The following is a 12019-nucleotide window of genomic DNA, read 5'->3' as shown; positions in this document are numbered from 1 at the left end:
GGACGGGAGCCGCACGGTTCGTGTGGGCCGCGTCCGCGTGATGCGGACGGGCGGCCCGCACGGCCCCGCGCGCCGAGGTCAGCGGTCCCCGCCCAGCTCCGCCGTGAGCCAGCCCCGGGCCCGCCCCCGGAAGGCGGCCGGCTCCAACGCGCCCGCACCGGCCGGTACCGCACCCAGCAGCGGGGCGCCCGTCACCACCGGCAGATCCGTCAGATTGCAGCGCGCCGCGAGGTCCGGCTCGGCGGGCATGCTGCCCACCACGACCCCCCGGCACTCCAGCCCCCGGGACCGCAGGGCCTCCGAGGTCAGCGCCGCGGTGTTGAGCGTGCCCAGCCCCGCGGCCACCACGACCAGCACCGGGGCGGCCAGCAGCCGTGCGGCGTCGGCGAGGGTCGAGCCCTCGTCGTCGAACCGGACGAGCAGCCCGCCCGCACCCTCGACCAGCACCAGGTCGTGCTCGGTCGCCAGTTTCCGTGCCGCGTCGGCGACATCGTCCGGCCGTACCGGCGGGAGTCCGGACCTGCGGGCGGCGGTCGCGGGAGCCAGGGGCTCGGGGAAGCGGGCCAGCTCGACCGCCGTGACGTGGTTCCCGGCCAGTCGCGCCACCTCGGCGGCGTCGCCCGGCTCGCCGGGGGCGAGGCCGGTCTGCGCCGGTTTGAGCACCGCGACGCGGCGGCCCGCGTGGGCCGCCGCCACGGCCGCCGTCACGATCGTCTTGCCGATCTCGGTGCCCGTACCGGTCACCACCAGGATCGTCATCTCATCCCTCCCGCGCCGCCGCGCGCACGGCCCGGCAGATCCGCGCCACGTCCTCGTCGTCCGTCACGTACGGCGGCATCGTGTAGATCAGGTCGCGGAACGGCCGCAGCCACACCCCTTCCCGTACCGCGGCCCGGGTCGCGGCCGCCATGTCCACCGCGTGGTCCAGTTGTACGACGCCGATCGCGCCCAGCACCCGTACGTCCCGCACCCCGGGCAGTTCGGACGCCGGGGCGAGCCCCTTCCGCAGCCCCGCCCCGACGCGCTCCACCTCGCGCTCCCAGTCCTGGCCGAGCAGCAGATCGATCGAGGCGCACGCCACCGCGGCGGCGAGCGGATTGCCCATGAACGTCGGGCCGTGCGCGAGCACCGGCACCTCGCCGCGCGAGATGCCCTCCGCCACCCGGGAGGTGCACAGCGTCGCCGCCATCGTCAGATAGCCGCCGGTCAGCGCCTTGCCCACACACATCACATCGGGCGAGACACCGGCGTGCCCGGCGGCGAACAGCTTTCCGGTCCGGCCGAACCCGGTGGCGATCTCGTCGAACACCAGCAGCACGTCGTTCGCGTCGCACGCCTCGCGCAGCACCCGCAGATACGCGGGGGAGTGGAAACGCATTCCGCCCGCGCCCTGCACCACCGGCTCCACGATCACCGCCGCCAACTCCTCGGCGTACTCGGCGATCAGTTCCCGCAGCTGTCGCTCATAGGCGGCGTCCGGCTTCGCGTCGAAGCCGGCCGGCGGCTCGTCGGCGAAGACCTGACGGGGCAGGACGCCCGACCACAGCTCGTGCATCCCGCCCTCGGGGTCGCAGACCGACATCGGCTGCCAGGTGTCCCCGTGATAGCCGCCGCGCCAGGTCAGCAGCCGTCGCTTGGCGGGCCGACCGGCCGAACGCCAGTACTGCAGGCACATCTTGACCGCGACCTCGACCGCGACCGACCCCGAGTCGGAGAGGAAGACGTGCCGCAGCGGCTCCGGGGTGATTTCGACCAGCCGGGAGGCCAGTCGCACGGCGGGCTCATGGGTGAGCCCGCCGAACATCACATGGCTCATCCGGTCCAGCTGCCCGCGGGCCGCCTCGTTGAGGACCGGGTGGTTGTAGCCGTGCACCGCGGACCACCAGGAGGACATGCCGTCCACCAACTCGGTCCGTCCGTGGGCAGGTTCGGCCAGTCCGAGCCGTACCCCGGACGCGGACGCCACGACCAGCGGATCCTGACGCCCCGGCATCGGGCCGTACGGATGCCAGACATGGGCCCGGTCCAGGGACCTCAGCTCGGCCGGGGAGAGCGGCTCAGGCATTGGGGGCGAGATCCGTCCCCGCGCCGCGTCGGCGGACCGCCACCAGATCGGTGCGGGCGGCCGGCACCTCGGTGGGGGCGGCCTGATCCGCCTCGGGCGTCCCCTCGCAGGGGGCGCATCCACCGGCGTGCGAGCCGCATCCGCCGCCCTGCTCCGACCGGTGCGCGGGCAGCGTCGTCGTGCCCGCGCCCTCCACCTCGAAACCGGCGTCCGCGATCATGTCCAGATCCGTCTGGCCCGCCTGGCCCTCGCTGGTCAGGTAGTCGCCCAGGAAGATCGAGTTCACCAGGTGCAGGGCCAGCGGCTGCATCGAGCGCAGATGCACCTCGCGCCCGCCGGAGAGCCGCACCTCCACGTCCGGGCAGACGAACCGGACCATGGCCAGGATGCGCAGGCAGTGCTGCGGGGTGAGGTTCCACTCCTTGGCCAGCGGCGTCCCCTCGAACGGGATCAGGAAGTTCACCGGCACCGAGTCCGGGTCCAGCTCACGCAGCGAGAAGACGACGTCCACCAGATCGGCGTCGCTCTCTCCCATGCCCGCGATCAGCCCGGAACACGCCGAGAGCCCGGCGGACTGGGCCTGACGCACCGTCGCCACCCGGTCCGCGTAGGTGTGGGTGGTGGTGATGTCCCCGTACGTCGCCTCGGACGTGTTGAGGTTGTGGTTGTACGCGTCGGCGCCGGCCGACCGCAGCCGCTCGGCCTGGCCGTCGGAGAGCAGACCCAGGCAGGCGCACACCTCGACGCCCTCGTTCTGCTCCTTGATCGCCTCGATGGTCTCCGAGACCCGGTCGACGTCGCGGTCCGTGGGACCGCGGCCGCTCGCTACCAGGCACACCCGCTTGGCCCCGCCCGCCACTCCGGCCGCGGCGACCTTCGACGCCTCGTCCGGCTTCAGCCAGGTGTACTTGAGGATCCCGGCCTTGGAGCCGAGCCGCTGCGAGCAGTACGAGCAGTCCTCGGGGCACAGCCCCGACTTGAGGTTGACCAGGTAGTTGAGTTTCACGCGCCGCCCGAACCACTGACGGCGTACCTTCCCGGCCGCGGCCACCACTTCGAGCAGATCGTCGTCCGAGGTCGCCAGCACGGCGAGGGCTTCTTCACGGGTCGGCAGCTCACGCCGCAGGCCCTTGTCCACCAGTGTGGTCAGGAGGTCCATGGCGAAGATCCTGTCCTACCGGCGTCCCGCAGCCAAGGAGGAACCGGACAACAGTGCCTGTCGAGGGTGTGTGTATTGCCACACCATGACCGGCGGTTCCCACGGTTAGGGTCTGTGAGCTGCCTACAAAAGGGACCGCTCATGCCCTTCGACCCGTTCGGCTGGATCGACGCCGAGGCACGCCGTCGTGCCGATGCCGGACTCGTCCGTGTCCTCCGCCCCCGGCCCGCCGCCTCCGGGCTCCTGGACCTCGCGAGCAACGACTACCTGGGGCTGGCCAGACACCCCGACGTCACGGCGGCCGCGGCGGCCGCCGCACACGAATGGGGCGCGGGTGCGACCGGTTCACGGCTGGTCACCGGCTCCACCGCGCTCCACGCCGAACTCGAACGGGAACTGGCCGAGTTCTGCGGCTTCGAGGCGGCCCTGGTGCTGTCGTCCGGCTACGCGGCCAACCTCGCCGCCGTCACGGCGCTCACCGGACACGGCTCGCTGATCGTCTCCGACGCGGGCAACCATGCCTCGATCGTGGACGGCTGCCGGCTCTCCCGCGCCCGGACCGCCGTCGTCCCGCACGCCGACCCCGAGGCCGTACGCAAGGCCCTGCGGACACGGGACGGGCGGGCGCTCGCCGTCACGGACTCCGTCTTCTCGGTCGACGGCGACGCGGCCCCGCTGGCCGAACTGGCCGAGGTCTGCCGCGCGGAGGACGCCGCCCTGCTCGTCGACGACGCACACGGCCTGGGCGTGCTCGGGCCCGGCGGCCGGGGGGCGCCGGCCGCCGCCTCGCTCGCGGGCACCGCCGGGACCGTGACCACCCTCACCCTCTCCAAATCCCTGGGCAGCCAGGGCGGGGCCGTCCTCGGACCGGCCCGTGTCATCGAACACCTCGTCAACACGGGCCGGACGTTCATCTTCGACACCGGTCTCGCACCGGCCGCGGCGGGCGCCGCCCTGGCGAGCCTGCGGCTGCTGCGCCGCGAACCGGAACGGCCCGGCCGGGCCCGCGCGGTGGCCGCCACGCTCCACGAACGGCTGACCGGGGCCGGGCTGACCGCCGTACGCCCCGACGCGGCCGTGGTGTCGGTGCGCGCCCCCTCCGCGGACGCGGCGGTGCGCTGGGCGGCCGACTGCCGCGCCGCCGGGGTCGCCGTCGGCTGCTTCAGGCCCCCGTCGGTGCCGGACGGGGTGTCCCGGCTCCGGCTGACCGCGCGCGCCGACCTGACCGAGGAGGAGATCGCCACTGCTGTGTCGACCGTCCTGCGCACCGCGCCCGCCGGCTGACCGCACTCGCCCCGTACGTGTCCGTCGGCCGGGGTGCGACGGCGTGCCGCGCGGTCCGGTGAGGACCGCGCGGCCCCTCCCTTCCGTCGGGCCGGACGGGCCGGAGCCGATCAGGGAGGGGGCCGCGCCGGACGGTCCGGCGCCGAACGCGATACGCGGCCGCGACCGCGTGGCGGGCCGGCCGGGGCTCAGCCGACCCGGCCGTAGTAGACGCTCCTGCTCCAGATCTTCTCCAGCCTCACCACGGCGCCGGCCTTCGGGGAGTGCCAGATCCGGTTCTCCCCGGCGTAGATCCCGACGTGGTAGACGCTGCGGCCGGAGTGGAAGAAGACCAGGTCGCCCCGGCGCCGGTCCGAGGACCGGACGTGCTTGGCCCGGTTGTACTGCTGCTGGGCCGTGCGGGGGAGCGTCCTGCCCGCCTTCTTGAACGCGTAGAGCGTCAGGCCCGAGCAGTCGAAGCGGTGGGGGCCCGCGGCGCCCCAGCGGTACGGTGAGCCCTTCTTCGACGCCGCGATGTCGAGCGCCTTCATCGATACGGTCGCGGCCTGGGCCTCCGTAGGGGCGCCCGGCGCGAACATGGTGCCGCCGACGGCGGCGAGAGTGAGGACCGAGGCCGTGCCGGCCCGGGCGAGCAAGGACGGGACATGAACCTGCGCAGACATGCGCAACCCTTCGTCAGCCGCCTGTGAAGGGTGACCTGTCGGGTTCGGGCCTGCGAAGTCGCCCGGCCGCGTGGTGCGGCTTCACCCCGAGGGTCGTCCGGTGTGCCCGGGCCGACCCGTTGTGCTCGGGTCCTCCACTCCTGCCGATCCACTTTCGTCGACCAGGCATCCGGACGGCGGCAGGACTCGGCGTCCACCCGGACCGCCCCGCCGCGGTGGCGGGGGCTTGTCGTCCCAGGGATCTTGACCCACGGGCCGGTGGATTTCCGAGCTGAAAAACGGATATGTGAGGCTCCTCACGGCTGATCCATTCGGGTGGACATCTGTCCTTCCGGACCGTCGCCGGATGATCGGACCGGCGCGGTACCAGCGGCGGAAGCGCTGGTTCCAGCCGTGGTCCACGCGAAACGCGCAAGTCGAGCGGTCTCTTGCGCAGGGGACTTCCTACGCCGAACGAGCGAGGAAATCCGATCACCGTGTCGGGTGTGTCGCCCCCCTGGACGGGGTGCGGGCCGAGGGCGGTGCGGTGGGCCGCGCCGCCCACGGCGGAGCGTACGCTCCGGTCAACCGGTGGGAGCCGGTGGCACGGTGACGCGCCCGGCGCGGCGCTCGCCGTCCAGGACGCGCAGCGCCCGGGCGAGTGTCGCGGCGTGGATGTGTGCCTCCCCACGCTCGTGCATCAGCGTCAGGGCGTCCCGTAGTGCGACCGCGTGCGAGGCCAGCGCCTGTGCGGCGCGCAGGGCGCCGTAGGTGTCGCTGCCCCGGGCCGGGTTGATCCGCCCGACCTGGTCGACGACATCGAGGTAACGGTCGATGAACTCCCCCTCGGCCCTGGTCAGCGCGGGAAGCGGCCGGGGCTCCGGCGGTCGCATCGGGCGGTCACCGCGCGCCGTGCGGTGCGCGGACGGCGTTCCGGTTCTCCAGGACATGGTCCACCAGGCCGTACGCCCGGGCCCCGGCCGCGTCGAGGATCAGATCGCGCTCGATGTCCTCGGCGATCCGCCCGGCGTCCTGCCCGGTGTGCCGGGCCAGCAGGTCGACGAGGAGCGCGTGCAGCCGTTCCATCTCCCGTGCCTCGATGGCCAGGTCGGACGGCTGACCCCGCATCGGCTCGGGAAGTTCGGGTTGGCGCACGAGCACCCGGGCGCCGGGCAGCGCGTGCCGACGGCCGGGCGTTCCGGCGGCGAGCAGTACGGAGGCGCAGGGGCCGGCCTGGCCGAGGCAGAAGGTCTCCACCTCGCAGTTCACGTACCGCATCGTGTCGTAGATCGCGGACATGGCCTCGAACGAGCCGCCGGGGGAGTTGATGTAGAGCGAGAGGGGCCGGTCGGGGGCCGCGTGCTCCAGATACATGAACTGCGCGATCAGGTCCGAGGCGGCGGCGTCGTCGACCGGGGTGCCGAGGAAGACGATCCGCTCGGCGAGCAGCTTGGAGTACGGATCGAAGGTGCGGACACCGTCCGCCGTGCGCTCGGTGAACTCGGGCAGTACATGGCGGGCTGCGGGGCGGAACGGCATGGCGACGCCTCTCTTCCGGAACGGTACGGGCCGGGCCCTGGGCGGGCTTCCGTGAAAAATGTACAGGACGTACAGAAAGAGGAGGGGGTATTCGGCCATCGATCTGGCCCGCCCGCCGACCGGTTCCACGAGGTGGCCGAGGCGCGCGGGAACGCCGTGAACCCGCCGAACGGGCAGGCGTGGAGAGGCGATCCGGCCGTTGCGTGGGCTTCCGGTCCTGGCCGGAAAACCCCGGGCGAGGGGCGTCGACCGGCCGGGAGGGCCGGTCAACGCCCCTGGTGCCTCACGGAGATGTGCGGTCGCACGGCCGGGGCCGTCGCCGTGGTCGGCCGCCAGTCACTCCCGGCGGCGATGGGCTGCGCGCCAGGGGCGCAGTGCCCTGGGCGGCATGCCGAAGGACAGGGTGCCGGTGAGTCGGTGGGCGAAAACAGGGGACGGGGGCGAAGGGGTGGGCGGGGCGACGGCGATCCGGCGCGGAAGCCCGACGGTCAGGCCCCGACCAGGCGGATCGCCGCGGCCGGGCAGACGGCGGCCGATTCCCTGACGTCGTCGTGGTGGGCGGGGTCGGGGGTGTCGGTGAGCAGTTCGACGATGCCGTCGTCGTCCTGGTCGAAGACATCGGGGGCCAGCAGGACGCACTGACCGGAGGCGACACACTTGGGCCGGTCGACTTCCACACGCATCGGCTTCTCGTTTCCGTTCGGGGGAGAGGGGCGGTTCACCAGGTGACGGGCAGCGCGTAGACGCCGTAGACGAAGCCGTCGTGCTTGAAGTCCAGCCGGTCGATACCGGTGGCCGCCCGGAGCGTGGGGACGCGCCGGTAGAGCGTGCTGTACACGCACTGCAACTCGACGCGGGCCAGCGGCTGCCCCAGGCACTGGTGCACGCCGAACCCGAAGGCGACGTGACGGCGGGCGTCGCGGGTGAGGTCGAGACGGTCCGGGTCGGGGAAGGCGTCGGGGTCGCGGTTGGCGATGTCGTTGGCGAAGACGATGCCCTCGCCCGCGCGGATGGTGAGGCCGTCCACCTCGATGTCCGCGAGCGCCACCCTGCGGCGGCCGGAGTGGGTGATGTTCAGGTAGCGCAGCAGTTCCTCGACCGCCGCGGAGACCACCGCGGGGTCTTCTGACTCGCGCAGCAGGGCGAGTTGGTCCGGGTTCTCCAGGAGGGCGAGGGTGCCCAGCGCGATCATGTTGGCCGTCGTCTCGTGCCCCGCGCCCAACAGCAGGACGCCCATCCGCGCGGCCTCGTGCCGAGTCATCTCGCCGGTGGCCACACGTTTGACGGCGAGTTCGGACAGGAGGTCGTCGCCGGGTGCCGCGCTCTTGGCGGCCAGGAGGCCGTCGAGGTAGTCGGTGAGCGCCTCGGTCGCCTCCCGCACCTCGTCGGGCGTCGATGTGCGCCGGACGATGACCTTGGTGCGGCGCTGGAAGAAGTCGTGCTTCTCGTACGGGACGCCCAGCAGCTCGCAGATGACCAGGCTGGGGACCGGAAGCGCGAACGCCTCGACCAGGTCGACGGGTTTGGGTCCGGCGAGCATCCCGTCGATCAGGTCGTCGACGATCCGCTGGATCGCCGGCCGCAGCGCGTTCATCCGCCGGACCGCGAAGGGGGCGGTCACCATGCGGCGCAGCCGGGCGTGTTCGGGATCGTCCATGTTGATGAACGTGGGGTCCCGCTGGTCCCGGTCCCTCATCCCGGCGTTGCGGTGCGGGAAACCCGGGAGCGCCGGGTCGGAGCTGACGCGCGGATCGCCGAGCAGCGTGCGCAGATGATCGTGCCGGGTGATCAGCCAGGGGCTGCTTCCGTCCCAGATCCGGACCCGGGTGACGGGGCTGTCGGCCTGGAGCGACCGCAGCGCGGGCGGCGGGTCGAAGGGGCAGCCCGCCGCCCGGGGGCTGGGGAGTTCGGGAAGTCGGACCGTCGTGTCCGCGGCCTCGGTCATGCGTACCTCCTTGGGGAAGAGGAATCACGTGACTCATTTCTCACAGCATTAGTAGCCTGACGCAACTAAATCACCGAGGGTGATCGGCTGTTGCGTTCTATCCGGCCATCCCCGACACCCACGGCAGGGCGGTCACCCGCTCGGTGCCGACCGGGCCACCGCGCGCGGTGACGGACCCCGGACCGCTCCCCGGCCGCACGGCCGCTCACCCGCCGAATGTGACCGGAACCGACCGCCCTCCCCTCACCCACCGCAACCGGCAAGAGCACGCCGTGCGTCCGGAGCCGGGCCGTACTGCTGGGAAACGGCCCCGACCCGGACCGCACCGTGCGACACCGCCCCGCGTCCCGGGCGGCAGCCGGCACCTCCGCCGGGACCGTCACCCCCGCCACGGGACCACGCCGGACCGGGCGGGCATTACATAAGCTGGAGGGCATGGCCTACGAGATTCCGGTGACGCAAGCCCGGGCGGAGCTCGCCGAACTGATCAACCGAGTCGTCTACGGCGGCGAGCGCGTGGTGGTGACCCGCCACGGCAAGCCGTTGGTGGCGCTCGTCTCGGCCGCCGACCTGGAACGACTTGAGCAGGAGCCGGGAGCGGCCGGGGAGCAGGTGATCAGCTCGATCTCCTCGGTCGGGTCGGCGCCGTCCGTTCCCGGCGAGCGTCAGCGCTTCGGCATCGCGGCGGAGCACCGCGAGCCCGGGGAGCGGCCCGAGCCGGGCCGCTGAACGGCGCCGCGCCGACACCACTCCCGGGGCAAGCTCCGGCCGCCGCCCCTCAGTGCTCCCGGTCGTACGCCGCCAGCCAGGCGTCCTCCGCCGCGTAGTCGAAGAGTTTCTCCCCGTACGCCCGCAGCAGGGCGGGGAAGGCGTCCCGCCAGTCCCGGTCGGCCAGTTGCGCCGCGAGCCACTCGACCGTCTCGGGGAGCGAGCCGGCATAGTCCGTGACCGGCCGGTAGCCCAGCTCACGCCCGGCCGCCGTCATGTCGTACACGATGGGGTGCGCGCCGCTCCACGGGGTCAAGCCGACGAAGCCCTCCTCCGGCATCCCCTCCCGCAGCACCGTCACCGTGCTGCGCCCCAGTACCGCGTCGACGGCCTCGCCGATCTCCGCGACCGTCGGCGCGTACGGGTCACCGGCGTTGAGCACCCGCGAGCCGGGCCGCAGCGCCGCCAGCCGGATCAGCTCGGCCAGATTGGAGACATGGACCGGGTGGAACCGGGCCCTGCCGCCGAGGGCGAGCACCCGCCGCTCCCGGCCGTCCAGCACCCGCTTCACGAAGTACAGCTCACGCGGGGAGCGGCAGTGCGGGCCGTGCACCGCGCCGGCCCGCAGCAGTGTCACCGGCAGGCTCTCACCGGCCGCCAGCAACGCCCGCTCCAGCTGGATCTTCCGCTTCCCGTACGTGGCGTCGCCCGGCGGCAGGGTGCGCTGAGACTCCGGGATCGGCACCGGATAGTGCGGCGCGCCGTCCGGCTCGCCGTGCGTGTCGAAGCTGCGGCCCCGGTCGTCCTCGTAGACCGCGCCGCTGGAGACGACCACCGCCGAGCCGATCCGGTCGGCGAGACCGGTCAGCTGACGGGCATGGCCCCCGTGGAACGCCACCATGTCCACCAGCAGGTCGCACCCCTCGCCCAGCGCCGCCGCGAGCGCCCCGTCCACGTCCCGGTCCAGGGCGACCGTGCGCACCGCCCCGTCCCACCGTTCGTCCCGGCCGCCGCCGAGCGAGGCGGCCGTCACCTCCCAGCCGTCCTCGACGAGCGCCCGTACGGCCACCCGTCCGATCTGTCCCGTCGCTCCCAGCACCCATGCGTTTCCTCGGCTCATGGGAGCGACGGTAGGGGGGATCCACCGGGAACCGCGGCGGTGTTCACCCGGCGCGGATCCGCTCTCGGCGTCACCGTTCCGGGAACTCCGGGGCGGCGCTGCGGACGCCGCCCCGGTCAGTCCGTCAGATGCTCCAGGATGCGGTGCATCCCGCTGTTCCAGTTCTCCTTGAGCGCCGCGACGGCCGCTTCCAGGTCGCCGCGCTGCAGGCACTCGGCGATCCGCTCGTGCTCCTCCGCGGAGCGCTCCAGGATGTCCTGGTCGCCCAGGGCCACCCGCTCGTAGCGGTGCATCGTCACCTTCAGGGAGGTGATCAGCTTCATCAGCCGGTCGTTGGTGCAGCCGGACAGGAGGAGGTCGTGCCAGGCGTCGTCGTACCGCTCTATGACGTCGTGCGGGGCCTGCGGGGCCGAGAAGGCGCGGGCCTCCTCCAGCAGCCGGGGGGCCGCCGCCGCCAGATGCTCCGGATCGCTGGACTCCAGGGCGAGGGCCTCCAGCGTCGCGACGATCGCGGACAGGTCGCGGAACTCCTGCGCGCTGAGCGGCGTGAAGCGGAAGCCCTTGCCGCGCTCGCTGGTGATGACGCCCTCGCGCTCCAGCGTGATCAGCGCCTCGCGCAGCGGCGTACGGCTGACACCGAGCTCGGTGGCGAGCTGCCCTTCGTTGATCGGTGAGTTGGTCGCGATCGTGCCGCGCCCGAGGCGCCTGATCAGTTCCTCCTTGACCTGTTCGCGCAGCGGGCGGTTCTCGATTGGCATGTGCGGCTGCCCTCCCCTTCGGTCCGGTCGATTATCCGCTACCGGAAAGTCACGCGGTACCGGCGCCGTCGACGGGGATGACCGCCCCGCTCAGGAACGCCGAGGCGTCGGAGGCCAGGAACGCCACGGTCTGCGCGATGTCGCGGGGCTGCCCGATCCGGCCGAGCGGCCGGTCGGCGGCGTCGGCGTAGAAGGCGTCGGCGCTCTCGCCGAGCTGGCGGGCCTCGTCGGCGAGCATCCCCGTCGCGGTGTCGCCGGGGCAGACGCAGTTGACCCGGATGTTGTCGGGGCCGTGGTCGATGGCCATGGCCCGGGTCATGTTGACGACGGCACCCTTGGAGGCGCAGTACGAGACGGCCCGGCCGCCGCCCCGGATGCCCCACCCGGAGCCGGTGTTGACGATGGAGCCGCCGCCCCGCGCCGCCATCCCCGGTATCACCAGCCGGCTCATCAGCATCACCGAGCGGATGTTCACCGCCATCACCAGGTCCCAGTCGTCGTCGGTGATCTCGCAGACCGTGGAACGGCGGATGACGCCCGCGTTGTTGAAGAGGACGTCCACCCCGCCGAACCGTTCCTCGGCCGTGCGCACCACGGCCTCGCAGTCCTCGCGCCGGGAGACGTCGCAGCGGACGAAGACGCCGCCGGTGTCCTTCGCGGCGCTCTCGCCGCCGTCCGTGTCGATGTCGGCGACCACCACCCGGGCGCCGAGTTCGGCGAGGACCTGTGCGGTGGCGCGGCCGATCCCGGCTCCGCCGCCGGTGACGATCGCGCGCTTGCCGTCGAGGGAAAACATGCTG

13 protein-coding genes and 1 riboswitch are annotated in these 12019 nt (G+C 72.9%); of the genes, 2 read left to right on the top strand and 11 right to left on the bottom strand.

The features are described from left to right. Positions 1 to 78 precede the first annotated feature (78 nt). Genes bioD through bioB form a run of 3 tightly spaced genes read right to left on the bottom strand, consistent with a single transcriptional unit; the run spans position 79 to position 3224 of the window. The gene (bioD, locus tag ACF08W_RS19010; RefSeq protein ID WP_392279904.1) at positions 79 to 759 is read right to left on the bottom strand and encodes a dethiobiotin synthase; all 681 of its coding nucleotides are present in this window, start codon (positions 757 to 759) and stop codon (positions 79 to 81) included. Between the two features lies 1 nt (position 760). Continuing rightward, positions 761 to 2065 (bottom strand): adenosylmethionine--8-amino-7-oxononanoate transaminase, encoded by a 1305-nt coding sequence (locus ACF08W_RS19005; protein WP_392279903.1) that lies wholly within the window; start codon positions 2063 to 2065, stop codon positions 761 to 763. Next, entirely contained in the window at positions 2058 to 3224 is a 1167-nt protein-coding gene (bioB, locus tag ACF08W_RS19000) for a biotin synthase BioB (RefSeq protein ID WP_385213820.1), read from the bottom strand. The genes ACF08W_RS19005 and bioB overlap by 8 nt, the downstream gene beginning before the upstream one ends. Positions 3225 to 3365: 141 nt before the next feature. Between bioB and ACF08W_RS18995 the strand changes: the two genes are divergently transcribed. Then, positions 3366 to 4508: an 8-amino-7-oxononanoate synthase gene (locus tag ACF08W_RS18995; RefSeq protein ID WP_392279902.1), complete on the top strand. Its 1143-nt coding sequence runs from the start codon at positions 3366 to 3368 to the stop codon at positions 4506 to 4508. A gap of 188 nt (positions 4509 to 4696) precedes the next feature. On the opposite strand, the gene ACF08W_RS18990 is transcribed toward ACF08W_RS18995, so the two are convergent. The 5 genes from ACF08W_RS18990 to ACF08W_RS18970 all read right to left on the bottom strand — a co-directional run bounded on the left by ACF08W_RS18990 (position 4697) and on the right by ACF08W_RS18970 (position 8633). Continuing rightward, on the bottom strand, positions 4697 to 5170 hold the full coding sequence (locus ACF08W_RS18990; protein ID WP_385213815.1) for a C40 family peptidase: 474 nt from the start codon (positions 5168 to 5170) through the stop codon (positions 4697 to 4699). Between the two features lie 3 nt (positions 5171 to 5173). Then, positions 5174 to 5340, bottom strand: a riboswitch (cyclic di-AMP (ydaO/yuaA leader). Between the two features lie 393 nt (positions 5341 to 5733). Next, entirely contained in the window at positions 5734 to 6042 is a 309-nt protein-coding gene (locus tag ACF08W_RS18985) for a hypothetical protein (protein ID WP_352274343.1), read from the bottom strand. 7 nt (positions 6043 to 6049) lie between these two features. Continuing rightward, positions 6050 to 6688, bottom strand: a complete 639-nt coding sequence (locus tag ACF08W_RS18980; RefSeq protein ID WP_352274344.1) for an ATP-dependent Clp protease proteolytic subunit — start codon at positions 6686 to 6688, stop codon at positions 6050 to 6052. A 488-nt stretch (positions 6689 to 7176) separates the two neighbouring features. After that, a complete protein-coding gene (locus ACF08W_RS18975) occupies positions 7177 to 7371 on the bottom strand; it encodes a ferredoxin (RefSeq protein ID WP_352274345.1) in 195 nt (64 codons plus the stop codon). A gap of 35 nt (positions 7372 to 7406) precedes the next feature. Next, positions 7407 to 8633 carry a cytochrome P450 gene (locus ACF08W_RS18970; protein WP_392279901.1) on the bottom strand — a complete coding sequence of 409 codons (1227 nt, stop codon included), beginning with the start codon at positions 8631 to 8633 and terminating at the stop codon, positions 7407 to 7409. Positions 8634 to 9068: 435 nt separating this feature from the next. Here ACF08W_RS18970 and ACF08W_RS18965 point away from each other — a divergent pair, with 435 nt between their 5' ends. Further along, positions 9069 to 9362 carry a type II toxin-antitoxin system Phd/YefM family antitoxin gene (locus ACF08W_RS18965; RefSeq protein ID WP_352274347.1) on the top strand — a complete coding sequence of 98 codons (294 nt, stop codon included), beginning with the start codon at positions 9069 to 9071 and terminating at the stop codon, positions 9360 to 9362. A gap of 49 nt (positions 9363 to 9411) precedes the next feature. Here ACF08W_RS18965 and ACF08W_RS18960 read toward each other — a convergent pair whose 3' ends face one another. The 3 genes from ACF08W_RS18960 to ACF08W_RS18950 form a co-directional block, all read right to left on the bottom strand. Further along, positions 9412 to 10461, bottom strand: coding sequence for an NAD-dependent epimerase/dehydratase family protein (locus tag ACF08W_RS18960; protein ID WP_392279900.1), 1050 nt, complete (start codon positions 10459 to 10461; stop codon positions 9412 to 9414). A gap of 116 nt (positions 10462 to 10577) precedes the next feature. Next, positions 10578 to 11219 (bottom strand): GntR family transcriptional regulator, encoded by a 642-nt coding sequence (locus ACF08W_RS18955; RefSeq protein ID WP_385213797.1) that lies wholly within the window; start codon positions 11217 to 11219, stop codon positions 10578 to 10580. Positions 11220 to 11268: 49 nt separating this feature from the next. Further along, positions 11269 to 12015: an SDR family NAD(P)-dependent oxidoreductase gene (locus ACF08W_RS18950; RefSeq protein WP_385213795.1), complete on the bottom strand. Its 747-nt coding sequence runs from the start codon at positions 12013 to 12015 to the stop codon at positions 11269 to 11271. Between the last annotated feature and the right edge of the window lie 4 nt (positions 12016 to 12019).

The sequence above is a fragment of the Streptomyces sp. NPDC015144 genome, from assembly GCF_043079735.1.
Lineage (GTDB): Bacteria > Actinomycetota > Actinomycetes > Streptomycetales > Streptomycetaceae > Streptomyces.
The sequence above is the reverse complement of the archived record's forward strand: the minus strand, read 5'-3'. Positions and strand labels throughout refer to the sequence as shown.